Genomic DNA, 16,461 nt, shown 5'->3' on the forward strand with positions numbered 1-16,461 from the left:
TGAACTTATTTTTTTCTTTGAATCAAAACTACCCAGTCCTTTTCCTGATCATTTGGTGCAGTCCCCACTTCTTTCCAGTCACCACCTTTTAATGATTTTACTGAGCCATCCTGTAATTCTCCTCCGGTTCTTGGATTGTACCATTTCACTTCAAAACTGGATTTCACATCGCTTAGATTTACCCTGGTAGTTCCGCCATTCCGGAGAAAAATAGTATAAACTTCCCCTGCTTTGGCAAAACAGTAATCAGTTGGAGAAGCAATTAATTCATCGGCAGAAACCATTTCCCAAAAAGGGATATATTGGTGAAAAAAATCCAGTGCATACCTAGTTTGTTCCCACATGTGCTCTCTGTTTCGCCAGTCTTCATTGGCCAAATCGGAGGTGGATCCATCGTTTTGCCAGCCAAAATACCATTCTACTCCGGCAGCTCCTGCCATATAACTGGCCCATAAAATATCTTTTCGCTCGTGGTCGTGCCAGTAATCTTCCTGGTCGGTAAGGGTACCTCTGTCTGCAGGTCCAAATTCATCCAGACAAACCATCCAGGGGTGACCCGTTTTGGCAGATTCTTCCCTCCAGATTTTAATCTGATCGTGTGTTCTAATCCAGGGCATCACCTGAAGAGAGGGACCGTGAAAAGTCTGATGGCCGAGCAATGGCCTGAATTTTACTTCCTCCTTATAAATGCCGTTGTGGACTACAATTGGGTGATGATAAGGGTCATATCCAGCGATGTAATCGGAAAATGCCTTAATACTTTCAGCAGAATTATTATTTTCTTCTCCTAAATTCCAGGTGATGGCCAAATGGTGTCCAAACCGGGCAATCAGTTCCCGGAAATATAATTTTCGGGTATCACCTAATTTCCCACCGTCCAGTATATTATCATTTTCAGTTTCTTGAGTAACTATGTGTAACATAATTCCCATTCGCTCCATATGCGAAAAAACGATTTCCCATTGGTCGAGTTTGCTGACATCAAATACATAGTGAGTCCAGGGATCAATCCATGGCCAAACATCATTTCCATCCCCATTTACATTCATGGTAAGGAAATAAACAGAGTTCATTCCTTTTGAACTCAAATAATTGATGGCTCCGATCAAACCTTTTCCTTTGCCATTTTTCCAGGTTGGGTCACCTTCCCGCCAATCATTGATATGAGGTTTATAATAATGCAATCCATTTTCAAGGGCAGGAAGGGGAATTCCTCCCTTATCCCGGGTTCCGTCAAATTCCCCATAGGCTAAAAGTGTTTCAGGGCTGTCTGCTCCGCCCTTAAGAAAATATTTTTGCGAACCAGCAAATTTCAAATAATGCTCACCTACATACTGCAACATGCCCTGAGTCCTGAAGTCAGGAGCCTGTTTATCGCTCGCAGAAATGGTAAATGAGCCGGAAGCTCCATCGAATGCCATAGGTTCTCCAGCCATGGGAAAATCATTTATGGCCACTTTAAATCCTTCCCGAAATGAGGCGGCCCATTTCCATTCGCCAGTTGAGAAAGGGACAAAATGGCATCTCCATTTGTGGCCGGAAGTAGCCCCGGAATGGGCAGCATTTCCATCAGCCGCAAAATAACCTGGCACTGATAAAGTTTGTTTTCCATTAGAAAAAGTAACTATAAGCCGGTAATTTAAAAATGGGCTGAAAGCATCGTCTTCACCGGTTTCCGGGCCATCAAAAGTGAGTGTCACCTTATGCCATTGTTTCAGTTCTCCGGTGATGGCTACTCCTTTTCCGGTTTGAGCACGACCGCTAAAAGCCAAAACCAATAAACTTAAAATGGAAGGAATGAACAGTTTCTTAAATAGTTTAGTTTTTTTCATTTTCTTGAGTTTAATCCTGAATCTTTTTGATGATAAGTTCTCTGGAAAGATTGAGGTGATTTCTGGTATGTATAACCGCTTGATTGGCATCTTTTTTTTCAATTGCTGAAATGATATCCATGTGTTCTGGTAAGGTTTCTTCAGGTGGTCTGATCAGACCAATAATATCAATCAGAAACAGCAAATTTCCTTTCTGAAAAAGCCTGTACAGAAAACTATTTCCACAATTTTGCAGGATGGAATCGTGAAATTCCATGTCAGCCTTTTTATAGGCAGTCACCTCAATTTTTGGAGTTTGGGTTAAAAATGGTTGGAATAGTTTTCGGATTTTTGCTACCTGAGTATGGGAAGCATTTTCTGTAAATAACTTCACAGCGGCTTCTTCCAATGCCATTCTGCAATCGTATATTTCAATCACTTCCTTATCACTATACTTTTTTACCATCATTCCCCGCCTTGGGACCGACTCCACCAGATATTCTGCTTCCAGCATTTGAAGGGCCGACCTCAAAGGCGTACGGCTGATTCCCAGGGATTCTGCAAGTTTGTCCTGAACGATTTTTTGGCCAGGTTGCAGTTTTTTGGACATAATCATGGCTTTAACCTTTTTGTAAGCTTGCTGACTTAATTCATCACTGGATATCTTAGACATTTTTAGACCTTATTTTCGTATACCGTATACGAAATTACTTAAAAAAATCCATTCCTCTATAAAAACATTTTAAAGCGGCATAAACCCTTACCGAAAAGGGAATACAAAATGAAGAATTTGAAGAAATTCTAGGGCCTGGGAAAGTAAAATAAGGATGAGTTTTGAGGAATGAATTTGTTAAAAACCAACTTATTCCAGGGGTTTCTTCAGGTTAAGCCCACTTATTGCTTTAATCTAGGCAACAAGATTTTTTCAACCAAACTGAAAACTATTTTTTAACATGACCAGATTAGCTTATTTTTTCTCGTTTTTAATTATAACATCATGCACAGATGTTTTTATAGAAGATGAAGGTTCGATTAATCCAGACTATCCCAATGTAGAAAAATGGGATGTACTAGAACTCTCTTTTCAGGCTGAGGAACTGGAAGATACCTATTCTACCCCACCGTTGAGTGGAATTTTTACACACAATGGGGAAAGTAGGGAAATAGATGGATTTTACGATGGAAATGGAAATTACAAGCTCAGATTTATGCCTTCTGATAATGGTTTATGGACCTATAAAATAACCAGTGAAATTGATTCCTTAAATGGCAAAGAAGGAGGAATTAATTGTATTGCACCTTCATCGGAAAATCACGGTAAGGTAGAAGTGCAGGATTCGTATCATTTTGTCTACAGCGATGGGGAAAATTATTTCCCGTTTGGTACTACCCTTTATGCCTGGTTTTGGCAGGGGGAGGATTTGGAAGAACAGACTCTGCAAACGCTGTCTGAAAATGCTTTTAATAAAGTGAGAATGTGTGTTTTTCCTAAAAACTATAAATATTGCCAGAATGAACCGCCCATGTATCCTTTTTTAAGAGGTTCGGATGGCCAGTTCGATTATAATAAAATCAATTATGAATATTTCCAGCATTATGACAGAAGAATAGCGCAACTCCTAGAGATGGGCATTGAAGCAGATGTGATTTTATTCCATCCTTACGATTACGTAGGATGGGGTTTTAGTAGAATGGGTGAAGAGGCCAATAAAAAATATCTGAGGTATATAATGGCCAGGTTGGGGGCATATAGAAATATTTGGTGGTCAATGGCAAATGAATACCAGCTAATGGATGATTTTTCTGAGGAAGATTGGGAAGAACTCGGACAGTTTGTAAAAAATAATGATCCTTATCATCATCTGATTTCTATTCATAATGCCAATAGTGGATTTTATGACTTTACCAGACCCTGGATTACGCATGCAAGTATTCAGGTAAAAGATGTGGAACCATTGAATGAATGGCGGGAGGATTATGGAAAACCCATAGTTGCGGATGAGGTTGGTTATGAGGGAAATATTCCGGATGTCTGGGGCAATCTTTCAGCGGAAGAATTAATGTATAAGTTTTGGGTGGCTACAGTAAGAGGTGGATATGTTAGTCATGGGGAAACCTTCCAGCATCCTGAGGATATTCTCTGGTGGGCAAAAGGCGGGACTTTGTATGGAGAAACTCCGGAGAGAATAGCATTTTTAAAAGGTATAGTGGAAGAAATTGGTGCAGGGTTGGAGAGTAAAGATGAGGAGGAGTTTATTGGAGAAAATGGCAGTTATATATTGCATTATCTGGGAGAAGAAAACAATGAGGTATACAATTATAAATTACCCGACAATGCCGCTTATCAGGTGGATCTTATTGATACCTGGAATATGGAAATCCAATCCATAGGGGAATTTACCAATGAGGTAAAAATGGATTTGCCCAGCAAAAAATATTTGGCGGTTCGGATGAGGAGGAAGTAGCCTGACATTGGGAAAATGATAAATTGGGGTAGGTCTGTTCACAGACTTACCCTTTTTTAATTTGTTATTATGCCTGATTTTCGTTAATTCACTTATTGTTTAAAAACAGGATTCCAGAAAATGAAAAAGTTTATTAACGTCTCGCTTGTATTAATTACAAATTTATGCCTCTTATTAAGTGCGTGCAATGCCCCAAAATCTGAGGAAAGTACAAAGGAAATTTCCAAAGTAGTAGATCAATCCACCGTTGACCGAATAGATTCTACGCTGAAAAGCTTTGTGGATGCTGGTCAGCTTGCCGGAGTGTCGGCTTTGGTTTATGAGAAAGGGGAAGAGGTTTACTTTAATACCTTTGGTTATTCCGATCGTGAAGCCGGAACACCCATGTCCAGAAATACAATTGTGCTGATCTACTCCATGACCAAACCGCTCACCGGTACGGCATTGATGACACTTTATGAAGATGGAGCTTTTCAATTGGATGATCCTGTGTCTAAATATCTTCCCGAATTTTCCGATATGCAGGTATATTCAGGGGTGGATTCTTCCGGAAATATAATGGTGGAGCCACTTGATCGCCCGATTACGGTTAGAGATTTGACCCGCCACACTACCGGGATCATCAATAGAACTGATGTTCCCGGGCTTGGCGAAAAGTATGGAAAATTGGACATTTATAATAGAGAAGGAAATCTGACCGAAATGGCGGAAAAACTTTCCAGTATTCCACTTTGGTTTCAACCGGGCACACAATGGGAATATGGAACCAGTGTAGATATGCAGGCACTGATTGTAGAAAGGATTTCTGGAAAACCATTCCATGAATATTTAAAGGAAAATGTTTTAGATCCCCTTGGTATGAAGGAAACCAGGTATTTTGTTCCTGAAATGGATAGAGACAGGCTGGCGGCTAATTACAGGCTGGGAAATGACACATTGAATAGGATACCCGATGAACAGGCTCTTTCATTTAATACCAAACAATGGCCGTTGAAACTTGGTGGATGGGGATTAACTTCCACGCTGGATGATTATATGCAATTTGCCCAAATGCTGGTGAATGAAGGCCAACATGGAGAAACAAAAATCCTTGAACCTGAAACCGTGAAATTAATGGCTACAGACCACCTGACAGATAGTGTAAAAATACGGTCATTTTTGGAAAATAAAGGACAAGTTGGATTTGGAATAGACTTCGCAGTGCGCTTAAGCCCCCCGGCAAGCCCTGAAGAAAATAATGGGGAAGTAGGAGAATTTTTTTGGGATGGGGCTGCAAGTACTTTGTTTTGGGTAGATCCGAAAAATGAATTAACAGCAGTTTTGTTTGTACAGTTGTTTCCTTACGATCAGATTGGTTTACACAAGAATTTTCGGGATGCAGTTTATGGACATTATCCATTTCCCAATTAGACACCAAATTTTTTCTAATTCTGGTTTGAGGCTTCATGTCATAATTTAATATAATCACCATTATTAGCTATAATTTTTTGGCTATTGATAGGGATTGATTTTCCTGTAGAGGAAACGTAATTTTGAAATTAATTATAATTAGTCTAAATAAAAATAAAATTAATTATCCATTAATTTCATCCCAAATTATGAACAATTGTAACCCAAGAATATTGGTAGAGGAAAAATATCTGACTGTTTTACAATGTAAATCATGCAAAAGGGTAGGCCTTAGTTTCCATAATATTTTGATAGGTTTTAGCCCAAGAGGTTTTAATACTTTCTCCAAATCGGTCATTGCGCTGGACTTTGATAAGGTTTGTATCAGAGAGGGAAGTCTTACCCCTTTTGTTATCCTAAATTCTTGTCATGAAGACATTCAGTTCAATTTTTCCAGAGAGGAGTTTCTACAATTAAAATCAGGCCTTGCAAAAGCTCAATTGCTATTAGAGGCAGTCAATATTCTTAACCAGTAAAAATCCAATCCACATGGAGAAGAGCAAAAATTACATTTACCACCAGAACGAATTTTGTTTTACAGCAAAAGGCCCTTCCAAAGATCATGTCCATATAGTTTTCGGAAATGTAGCACTTTATTTATCAATAGATTCCTTCGTTTTATTTTCCAGGGAAATATCCGAAACCAATGAGTCTCTGGCAATGAGATGTTGTAAAGCCAATAAGGATTTTGTGGTTAAGACTTCCTTCAACAATATGGCTTTTGTATTTTCCAACTCGGAACTGGAGCAACTTAAAGAAGCGGTAGATCAGACATTTTTAATGATAGAGATACAAAACCTTATTTGCAGGGAGTAAATTAATCTATTTTTAATTTGATGGTTAATTTTCTCTTAAGGGCAGTTACAATTACATTTTGGGCTACATACAATTCTATCTTTTAATGAGGTTTGTTAATATTGTATATTATCTTGATTTTTAGATAATCTTCCCTGCTCATGGGAATGACAACAAACTAAATTGAAAATGAAAAAAGAATTGATACTGGTGAACCTGGTTCTCATGTTGTTCACCATTAGTGCCTACCCTAAACCTGATCTTGAAATTGTCCGCCAGCGTGTGATTGAAGTAGCTATGGATGCTGGAGTCAAGGATGAAATAATTAAACAAAGACTTAATGATATTACTTCTGATGGCAGCTGGGATTATATTAATTATGAAGATGTTTCCCGCACCGGATTTGAGAATAGAAATCATTTAAGCAATATGGTTTTAATGGCCAGAGCTTATAAAAGTAAAAAATCATCATATTATAAAAGTAAAAAACTAAAAGCAGCGATTGAATCGGCCCTGAATTTCTGGGTAAAAAAAGATTTTATATGTGACAATTGGTGGCATAATCAGATTGGTACACCTACTAATCTGGTCACCTTACTCTTGATTATGGATGGCGATTTACCAGGGGATTTGGTGGAAAAAACCCAGCCAATTATTGGAAGAGCACATCTCAATGCTTCCGGGGCAAGACCAAGTGGTGACAGGATTAAAATAGCTGGAATTTTGGCTAAAAACCTTTTGTATAATAAGGATGGGGACGGGTTTGATGAAGTAATTGAAGTGATTGAAGGCGAAATAAAATTTGCAACTGGCAGAGGAATGCAATATGATTACAGTTTTCACCACCGGAAGGACAGAGTTAACAATACCCTTTCCTATGGCTTGGGATATGCCTATGCTTTTGCCGAATGGGCCGCCTATGTAGCCGGAACCAAATATGCTTTTTCCAATGAGAAAATAAACCAGTTGACAGATTATTATCTGGATGGCATCTGCAAACATATGGTTTACGCAAAATTTCCGGATCCTGCTGCTAAAAACAGAAGCATCACAAGGGAAGGAACACTAAAACCCCAAAATGCAAGCACTGCAATAAAATTACTAAAGGCTTCTACTTACAGAAAAAATGAGATAGAAGAGATAATCGCCATTTGTTTGGAAGGGGAAAAAGCGACTACCTCACACGCTACCTTTTTCTGGCAATCCGAACATTTTACATTCCAGCGACCTGATTTTTTTACTTCAGTAAGAATGTATTCCACCAGAAATAATAACATGGAAGTACCTTACAATGGGGAGGGTCTGTATAATCATTATCGGGGAGATGGTGTAAATCATATTTCCATTACCGGAAGAGAATTATATGACATTTGGCCGGTTTATGACTGGCAGAAAATTCCAGGAGCCACTATTCTTCAAAAACCATCGCTTATCCCCGAGGAGGGTATTCAAAAAGATGGGTTAACCGATTTTGTAGGGGCCATAACTAATGGAAATTATGGTGCAGCTGCTTTTGATTTTATAAGTCCGCACGATCTGGTTAAAGCCAGGAAGTCCTGGTTCTTTTTTGATGATATTTATGTTTGCCTTGGGGCCGGGATTTCTTCCAGATCGGAATATCCGGTGGCCACTACCTTAAATCAATGTTTACTAAATGGAGAAGTTTCTGTTTGGGAAAATGGGGAAAAGAAATTATTGGAGAAAGGAGAACGAGAATTGAAAGAGGTAACAAAAATTTATCATGATGGAGTAGGCTATATTTTTCCCGAACCTACCATTGTAAATTTACAAAATGATCAGGTTTCAGGTAGTTGGTTTAAAATTAACCGACAATCAGACTCTCCAAAAGAGGAAGTAAAACTGGATGCTTTTAAATTATGGCTGGATCATGGAAGTCACCCAAATGAGTCTGCCTATGAATATTATGTAGTGCCTGCTACTTCAGCAGAGGGGATGGAAAACCATCCTGAAAATAGGGTGGAAGTTTTAGAAAATTCGAAAAATCTTCAGGCAGTAACACATAAAGGATTGAATTTATATCAAATTGTGTTTTATAAAAGTGGAGAAATTCAATTGAATGATGACCTGATCTTATCTGCTGAGAGTCCGGGCCTGGTGATGATCAGGACGGATGGAAATGAGGTAAAGGAAATTTCGGTTTCAGATCCTGGTAGAAAATTGTCAAATCTCTATTTTTCAATTACTTCAAAGCTGAAATCCGGAGCTGAAAATATACAAATCAGGTGGAATGAAAAAAGTGGAAAAAGTGAAATAAGTGTACTTTTACCCGAAGGTGTAATGGCTGGTAAAAGTATGACATTCCTTTTCTAGAAAATGTACTTTTGAAATTGAATGGAATGGCCAGCCATCGAATATACCAATTCAGCGAATGAAAGGCGCAAAATATCGGTAAAATTCTTGGAAATCTGGCAAAACTCAATTTACTTCAAGAGCTAAAATTACCTATTAAATCACTTAGAACCAGAATACTGCCGTTGGATAAAATTGATAAATATACTAGTGGAAAGCCGCTCATTATTGGTGCGATAGTTTTTTCGTGTCTCTTAATAGCACTGGCTTTTATACCTTTAAGTGAGGAGGACGTGCATTGGGCACTGGCATTTTTAGGCCAGTTTCATCCCCTTTTGGTTCATTTGCCCATCGGAATTTTATTAGGGCTATTTGCCTTAGAAGTTTTTAGTTTTGTCCGCCCTTCTTTACAGCTCCAGCCTGCATGTGGAGCTTTATTGTGGCTGGCTGTTTTCTCTGCCATTCCTACTGTAATAGCAGGGACACTGCTGGCGGCCTCTGGAGAATATGGAAGTAATGTTTTTCAACTTCACAAGTGGTTGGGGCTGGCTACTGCTGTTTTGAGTATTTGGCTAATTGTCATCAGACAAAATGTGTCAAAATCGGAAAACAAAAAGTTTAACTCCTATCATTTTGCCCTGTTTGTAAATGTCATTATCCTGAGTATAACTGGTCATTATGGAGGCTCACTTACACACGGATCTAATTTCTTAACTAAGAATTTACCAGAAGAAGTAAGGGCATTCTTTGGAGATGATCCCTACGCAGTAGATGGATTGGCTGCCATGGAGTCCAGCCTGATTGATGAAACGCTGGAAAATATTGAATATGTAAAAGACATCAGTCCAATTACCCAAAAATATTGTATCGAGTGCCATGGGGAAGATGAACAAAAAGGGGGCTTAAGATTAGATAAAATAGACCCTGATTTGGTGCATGGGCAGGATGCAGAAACCTGGCGCCATATGCTGAATATGGTGAATAGTGGCGAAATGCCACCAGAGGATGAGAAACAATTAAATGATGATGAAAGAAGGGTTTTAGTAGACTGGATTACAGCCTCAATTCACTATGCAGTAGAAATCAGGAAATCGGAGCAAAAAGCAGTTATCAGACGACTTACCAAAAATCAGTATACCAATTCCCTGAATAAGTTATTGAATGTTCCCGTAAAGTTTGGTGAAGTTTTACCTGACGATGCCAAATCGGAAATGGGATTTAGCAATAACGGCCAGGTATTGCAGGTTTCGCCACTGCATATTGATTATTACAAACAAATAGCCAGAGAAGCTCTGGACAAAGCCATTGCTCCTGCAGAGAAACCACCAGTTACACATTATAAGGTTACTTTTGGAAAGGGCATAGGTAAAGATTTGCCTGCTGGAAGAATAGGAGGCTATCAAAGTGCACCTATTAATCCTGATGATTTTGTGGTGGAGATATTAGATGAAAACGGTAAGCCTAAAAAAGGACTGAATAGTGAAGAAGAGGCTCAACTTACCGAAATAAAGAAAAATATTGGTGTAGGTATGAGGGGTTCCGATGCTGATCGGTATGAAGTGGTGGATGAGGGTATTATTTTATATTCTGCACTTCCACACAAAGAAGTTACTCCAAAATCATGGCAGGGCCCATCCCCTAATTTGAAATTACTTTTCAGAAATTATTTCCCAATGAAAGGTGATTTTGAATTTAGGGTAAAAGCATCCAAAGGCTATCAGTGGTATTCTCAAAAAGAAGGATTTATCAGTTTGAGGGACAAGAAAATTGCTGAAGGAATTGAGGGAGCCATTTATCTTACTCCAAAAGAGGCCAAGGAAAAAGCTAATCTGGTATTAAAAAATAACCAGCTTATTCCCAAAGAGGTAACAGAAGAAAGCCGGGCTGTTTTTAAATTTAATGCCCCAAAAGAAGGTTATTATCAAATTGATTTTGGCCATCCTTTTGTACCAGCTGATGCCATGCCTTCCATGCAGTTGAAAGTGGATAATCATAAGCTGCAGGAAAGACTTCATCTGGATCAGGCAATGGAAAATGAAGCGGAGATCAAAACACCCATTACCCTGGCTTACTTAAAGGAAGGAGAACATACGCTGACAATTGGGGGCAATTTTTTTGTAGGTTTCAGCAGGGTAGTAGTCACTCCGTTTCCGGAAGATCATCCTATTACCTTAGAGTTGAAATCTGAAGCAGAAAAAAGTAAAGCCAAATATGACAATGAAATTCCTTCTATCAGAACTTTTGCCGGAGCAAGAACAGATGATGGGATGGACTATAAAACATTTGATACATTCAAATACGTAAAAGCCAAACTTGGAGAACCAGAGACTTACACTTTTAAGGGAAGATTAGAAAACCTGCCTATTCCAATGATTGATACGGTAGAAACAGAAATCCTGGCCAACATCATGATTGTGGGATTATGGAATGATTATCTGGTGAAAGATAATAAGGATTCCGGACCTCCATTGTTGATTAAAGAAATAGAATTTGAGGCTCCCTTTTACCCCACATGGCCTCCGGAAAGTCATACAAAAATCTTTTTCCCTTCAGATGAAAAGGACAATGAAGAGGCATATACCCGTGAAATCCTGACAAGGTTTATTGAGGATGCTTACCGTAGGCCTTTGGAGAAAGGAGAACTTGATCCCTATATGAAATTCTGGCGAAATACCAGAAGCGATTTCGATCGTTATGAGGATAGCATTAAAGAAGTACTAATTGCAGTTTTGTGCTCGCCTAAGTTTATCTATCTGGCAGAACCGGAAAAAGATGCCTCGGAAGAAGACAAAGAATTTTACCTGGCCTCCCGGCTATCTTATTTTCTCTGGAATGCTCCTCCAGATGAGGAGTTGCTCGAACTGGCAGAAGATGGCGATCTTCATGATAAAAGTGATCTGAAAGAACAGGTAAGGAGGATGTTACAGGATGACAGAGCCTGGGATATGATCCGGAGATTTTCGAATGAATGGCTAAGGGTGGACCGGCATGAAAGCATGAGCACCAATGTGAATGAATACAGAGATTTCACCAGGTTTGTGAAAGCTGATATGTCGGAAGAGACTTACCACTTTATCCATTATGTGCTGAAGGAAGACTTGAGTATACTGAATCTGATAGAATCCGATTTTGCTATGCTCAATCAGAACCTTGCTGAATTTTACGGAATTGAGGGAGTAAAAGGAAATGAATTCCGGGCAGTACCGGTAAGTAAGGATTTGCACAGAGGCGGTTTGCTTTCTCAGGGTGCATTCTTAAGTGGGCATTCTGATGGTACTCAGGCCCACGCCATAAAACGGGCGGTTTGGTTAAGGTCCAAAATATTGGGGGACAGGCCTCCGGATCCACCGCCAAATGTACCGGAACTCGATCCTGAAACCCCGGGATTCGAAAAACTGACTCTAAAAGAGCAGCTGTTTTTACATAGGGATAAGGCTTCCTGTATGGATTGCCATAAAAAAATTGATCCCTATGGAATTGTGTTTGAAAATTACAATGCAGTGGGTATATTCCAGACAGTAGCCAAAGATAAACCTATTGATGTAAAAGCTGAATTGCCTGATGGAGCAGCAGTAAATGGAATTGATGAAATAAAATCGTATATTTTAAACATGAAAAGTGACGAATTTACCCGGTCGTTGGTGAAACATTTGTTTTCCTATGCCCTTGGTAGAGATGTGACTTTCGTGGATGAGCAGGAAATTGAGGCGATTGTGAAAGCAGTTCGTAAAGATGATTACCGCTTTCAATCCGTTTTTGAACATATTGTAACCAGCCCTTCATTCAGAGGGGAATTTTAACCAATAAAAAAATGGGAAAAAAATCCTGGAAATTAGACAGAAGAACATTTCTAAAAGGTCTTGGGGTAACTTGTATGTTACCTTATCTTGAGGCCATGGGCGATCCGTTTATGGGAAGTAGCACTTCCAGTGAAGTACCAAAGCGTCTTTGTTTTGTGTACTTTCCTAATGGTTGTGGTTTACCCCCCGAAGAAAATCCGGATCACAAGAACTGGAGTTGGTTTCCAATCGGAGAAGGTCGGGATTACAAATTGACCAAAACCTTATCTCCTCTTGCTCCTTTTAGAGATGAAATGTCTATCATTAAGGGATTGAGCCATCCCAGAAGCCGAAACCTGCTTGGTCACCTGGCGGGGGATACCTGGCTTACCGGAGGAGATTTAAGAGGAAATGAATACAAAAACAATATTTCCGTAGATCAGGTAGTGGCGCAACATTATAGTAAATACACCCGGTATCCCTATCTGGCCTTATCTACTGATGGCGGTGTGGGTTACAAATCCAGGGTTTCCACACTTTCCTTTGATCACACTGGAAAACCACTTCCTTCAGAACACAGACAAAGACAAATTTTTGAAAGATATTTCGCCCAGGGAGGTAGTGGGGAAACTTCGGCTGCCAGAAAGAAAAGTCTTCAACAAGATAAAAAAATTGTAGATCTGGTGCTGGAAGACAGCAAAAATTTACAGAAAAGGCTGGGAAAATCAGATCAGCAGAAAATGGATGAATACCTGACTTCTCTGAATTCGGTAGAAACACAAATCAAAAGGAATGAAGAATGGCTGGACATTCCCATGAAAGATTTTAATGCAGATCACCTGAATTTGAATGTGAATGCCACAGTTGATCCTCAGGGTTATATCCGATCTACATTTGATTTAATGGTTTTGGCCATGCAGGTGGACTTAACAAGAGTAATGACTTATATGATGGCCAGGGAAGATGGAATGGGATTTGGTGAAAATTTCCCAAAAATTGCACTTGGATTGCAGAGAGGTCACCATGCCATTAGCCATGATAAATCGGCAAATCACTGGCAGGAGTGGGGAAGATACGACCAATGGCTGGCCAAACAATATGCCTACTTCCTGGATCGAATGAAAAATACCCATGACGAATATGGTTCATTACTGGAAAATACAATGGTGCTTTATGGAAGTGCATGTAGTACCACGCATGATGCCATCAATTATCCACTGGTTTTGGCTGGTGGTTCTAAAATGGGTGTGAAGCATGGAAAATATATAAAATATGAAGATCAGATGCCGATGTCCAATCTGTTTGTAAGTATGCTGAACACCATGGGTATAGAAACTGAAAGTTTCTCAGACAGTACTGGTAAACTGGATACGGATATTTTTGGATAAAAAATAAGTAGTACAAAGGCTCTTCGGAACTTGAAATTCCGAAGCATTATCGTAGGATTTTTAATTCGATTTTTATTGGATTCGAATTAAAAATCCTTTTTTATTGATTCAGCTTTATACAATTTTTGGTGCAAGCTCAAATATTTGGATATTGCCCACTTTCTTATTTTCATTTGGCCAGTTTGTCTTATTTTTAGCCCTATTTGGAAAAACACAGAGACAAGCCTTTTTTGTGGGAGGAATTTAGTGTTTGTTGGAATCGGGGTTTTGATTTTAATAGGGTCAGGAAATTACCATTCTGCTATTCCCACATACTTTACTTCCCTTCCTTTTGCATTTCTTGTTTTTAAAGTGATGGTTAACAATGCTTTTAAGTAATAATTCAAAATTAACTGTGTATTATTTTGCTATAAAAGGCTGATAGAGAGATTACTTTTTCTCGGAAATAATAGTTCCCGGTGTGGAGCACCCGGTGTGGAACACTGTTGCTTAAATAAGGTTCTTATTAATTACAGGAAGCTCATAACGGTTTATTTGAATAGCTGGTAATCAGCACAAGGAAAGCTTACGCCTGCTTTATATTCTATAAAATATAGATTATAAATTATATAATATAAAATATATTTTATTGAAGTTTAGGCTTTTACTCAATTCCATCATAAATAAAAAAAGACCAGCACATGATACTGGTCCTTTTATTCTAATTAATATGAAAATAAAACATCTAACAAGTGGAGATTTTTATTCATTTCTCCTTTGTCAAATAATAGGTTCGCATTAATAAATTGTTGGCGCTTTTTATATATGCTATTGATATTCTATATTTTGTTTTAAGTTTCCATTATTATCTATTTCAGATTGTGGAATAGGCTTGATCAAATGTTTGGGTTCCCAGTTTTGCTGAGCAAGTGTATTTCCAAAATCAATATCTGTTTTAATGTTTATCAGATTGGCCCGGTGCCATCTTACCAAATCATCATATCGATGACATTCCAAAGCAAGTTCTACTCTTCTTTCGTGCATCAACCACTGGAACATCTGGTTTTGATCTACCGCAGCAGATCTTGCTGGTAATAAATCAGCCGGAGCAGGATCACCATTCACAATTTCATAATTATTTCTGGCTCTTTCTCTCACCATATTGATGAGCTCTGCGGCTCTGGCTACATTTCCATTGCCAAGCAACTCCGCTTCCGCAAGCATTAATAATACATCTGCATATCGGATTACCCTTTCATTATTTCCACTCCAGTTGGGAGGAAACTGTCCGGTTACGAATGGTCTCAAATATTTGGCTGGAGAAGCTCCTGTAATTGACCAGGCAGGATCATATGGTGCACCTGCATAATCTTCTCCTTCCTGATAAAAAGTATGGAAAATTCTGGGGTCACCATCTTCAAATTCATTTTGGAGAGAACTGGTAATATGCACCTGGCCATAACCATCACTATTAGCACCGGGGGCGCAATTTCCATTATGACAGGAAGTCCCCATAAATACTTTTCTACCTGTACCGGCTGCTCCAACATTTTGGTTTTGAGGAAGACCAAAATCTGTAGGCAACCAGGGATTAAAATCTCCTCTTGTCATCTGAATCTCAAATACAGACTCTGCATTATTTTCAGAATTTTCAGAGAAATTTGCTCCAAAATCTTCCATCAGACTAAATTTTCCTACCAGCTTGTTTAGCTCTGTAGCCGCTTCTGCATACTTAGCCGCATTTCCTTCCCACTGTGCCCGGAATAATTTTACTTTTCCAAGTAAGGCGGTTGCTGCAAGGGAAGTAGCCCTGCCTACATTGTCGGCATCCCAGGATTCTGGAAGATTTTCCTGCCCAACTTTTAAATCTGATTCAATAAAATCCCATAATTCTGCGAATGTGGCATTGCCAATTTTCGAATCTTCAATGCTTGTCACCACTTCAGATACTAAGGGAACTTCACCATAATTTCTTACCAACACGAAGTAAAAATAGGCCCTTAGGAATTTGGCTTCTCCTTCAAATCGAGCTTTATTTCCCTCGTCAGAGAAACCATCAGCAAGAGGTAATCGATCCATGATTACGTTTGCTCTCATAATCCCTTTGTAAGATTCATTCCACAAATAATTGAATTCACCATCGTTGGGTAACCATCGAAATTCTTCCTGTGCATTGCTGCCTTGGGGGTTTCTTACATCATCTCCAGGATACAAAATTCCTTTAAACCATCCCCTTCCATTTTGATCGAAGTATAAATTAAGGAGCGTAGAGTATGGAGCCAGAGAGGCAGCCTCAAAATCTTTTTCAGTATTGTAAAAAGTTTGAGAGTTCAATTCTCCAAGTGGAGAAAGGTCCAGTCTTTTTTCACATTCGCTAAAAACAAGCAAACAGCTGAGTAGTAAAAAACTATATTTTATTTTTCTTTTCATATCTATTTTAATTTTTAAGAATTCATGTTTTTGAATTCTATGTTATCTCTTTTTA

10 protein-coding genes are annotated in these 16,461 nt (G+C 38.9%); 7 read left to right on the forward strand and 3 right to left on the reverse strand.

Going from position 1 to position 16,461, the window contains the following annotated elements:
- Positions 1-5: 5 nt before the first annotated feature.
- Together A3EM_RS0135885 and A3EM_RS0135890 are read right to left on the reverse strand one after the other, a co-directional pair.
- A complete protein-coding gene (locus A3EM_RS0135885) occupies positions 6-1,832 on the reverse strand; it encodes a DUF5060 domain-containing protein (protein WP_020533076.1) in 1,827 nt (608 codons plus the stop codon).
- A gap of 10 nt (positions 1,833-1,842) precedes the next feature.
- Positions 1,843-2,484: a GntR family transcriptional regulator gene (locus A3EM_RS0135890; RefSeq protein ID WP_020533077.1), complete on the reverse strand. Its 642-nt coding sequence runs from the start codon at positions 2,482-2,484 to the stop codon at positions 1,843-1,845.
- A gap of 280 nt (positions 2,485-2,764) precedes the next feature.
- Between A3EM_RS0135890 and A3EM_RS0135895 the strand changes: the two genes are divergently transcribed.
- The 7 genes from A3EM_RS0135895 to A3EM_RS0135925 all read left to right on the forward strand — a co-directional run bounded on the left by A3EM_RS0135895 (position 2,765) and on the right by A3EM_RS0135925 (position 13,997).
- Positions 2,765-4,276, forward strand: a complete 1,512-nt coding sequence (locus A3EM_RS0135895; protein WP_020533078.1) for a DUF5605 domain-containing protein — start codon at positions 2,765-2,767, stop codon at positions 4,274-4,276.
- Between the two features lie 120 nt (positions 4,277-4,396).
- On the forward strand, positions 4,397-5,686 hold the full coding sequence (locus A3EM_RS0135900) for a serine hydrolase domain-containing protein (RefSeq protein WP_020533079.1): 1,290 nt from the start codon (positions 4,397-4,399) through the stop codon (positions 5,684-5,686).
- 188 nt (positions 5,687-5,874) lie between these two features.
- Positions 5,875-6,201: a DUF6686 family protein gene (locus tag A3EM_RS0135905; protein ID WP_157638250.1), complete on the forward strand. Its 327-nt coding sequence runs from the start codon at positions 5,875-5,877 to the stop codon at positions 6,199-6,201.
- 13 nt (positions 6,202-6,214) lie between these two features.
- On the forward strand, positions 6,215-6,541 hold the full coding sequence (locus A3EM_RS0135910; protein WP_020533081.1) for a hypothetical protein: 327 nt from the start codon (positions 6,215-6,217) through the stop codon (positions 6,539-6,541).
- Positions 6,542-6,709: 168 nt separating this feature from the next.
- A complete protein-coding gene (locus A3EM_RS0135915; RefSeq protein WP_020533082.1) occupies positions 6,710-8,851 on the forward strand; it encodes a polysaccharide lyase family 8 super-sandwich domain-containing protein in 2,142 nt (713 codons plus the stop codon).
- Positions 8,852-9,015: 164 nt separating this feature from the next.
- The gene (locus A3EM_RS0135920; RefSeq protein WP_044240847.1) at positions 9,016-12,630 is read left to right on the forward strand and encodes a DUF1592 domain-containing protein; all 3,615 of its coding nucleotides are present in this window, start codon (positions 9,016-9,018) and stop codon (positions 12,628-12,630) included.
- 11 nt (positions 12,631-12,641) lie between these two features.
- Positions 12,642-13,997, forward strand: a complete 1,356-nt coding sequence (locus A3EM_RS0135925) for a DUF1552 domain-containing protein (RefSeq protein WP_020533084.1) — start codon at positions 12,642-12,644, stop codon at positions 13,995-13,997.
- Positions 13,998-14,804: 807 nt separating this feature from the next.
- Here the strand turns inward: A3EM_RS0135925 and A3EM_RS0135940 are convergent.
- Positions 14,805-16,406 carry a RagB/SusD family nutrient uptake outer membrane protein gene (locus A3EM_RS0135940; protein WP_020533087.1) on the reverse strand — a complete coding sequence of 534 codons (1,602 nt, stop codon included), beginning with the start codon at positions 16,404-16,406 and terminating at the stop codon, positions 14,805-14,807.
- Positions 16,407-16,461 lie beyond the last annotated feature (55 nt).

The sequence above is a fragment of the Flexithrix dorotheae DSM 6795 genome, assembly GCF_000379765.1.
Taxonomy (GTDB): Bacteria; Bacteroidota; Bacteroidia; order Cytophagales; family Flammeovirgaceae; genus Flexithrix; species Flexithrix dorotheae.

Coding starts and splice junctions, on each gene's coding strand:
- A3EM_RS0135885 (WP_020533076.1), bottom strand. CDS start 1,832: ATGAAAAAAACTAAACTATTTAAGAAACTGTTCATTCCTTCCATTTTA.
- A3EM_RS0135890 (WP_020533077.1), bottom strand. CDS start 2,484: ATGTCTAAGATATCCAGTGATGAATTAAGTCAGCAAGCTTACAAAAAG.
- A3EM_RS0135895 (WP_020533078.1), top strand. CDS start 2,765: ATGACCAGATTAGCTTATTTTTTCTCGTTTTTAATTATAACATCATGC.
- A3EM_RS0135900 (WP_020533079.1), top strand. CDS start 4,397: ATGAAAAAGTTTATTAACGTCTCGCTTGTATTAATTACAAATTTATGC.
- A3EM_RS0135905 (WP_157638250.1), top strand. CDS start 5,875: ATGAACAATTGTAACCCAAGAATATTGGTAGAGGAAAAATATCTGACT.
- A3EM_RS0135910 (WP_020533081.1), top strand. CDS start 6,215: ATGGAGAAGAGCAAAAATTACATTTACCACCAGAACGAATTTTGTTTT.
- A3EM_RS0135915 (WP_020533082.1), top strand. CDS start 6,710: ATGAAAAAAGAATTGATACTGGTGAACCTGGTTCTCATGTTGTTCACC.
- A3EM_RS0135925 (WP_020533084.1), top strand. CDS start 12,642: ATGGGAAAAAAATCCTGGAAATTAGACAGAAGAACATTTCTAAAAGGT.
- A3EM_RS0135940 (WP_020533087.1), bottom strand. CDS start 16,406: ATGAAAAGAAAAATAAAATATAGTTTTTTACTACTCAGCTGTTTGCTT.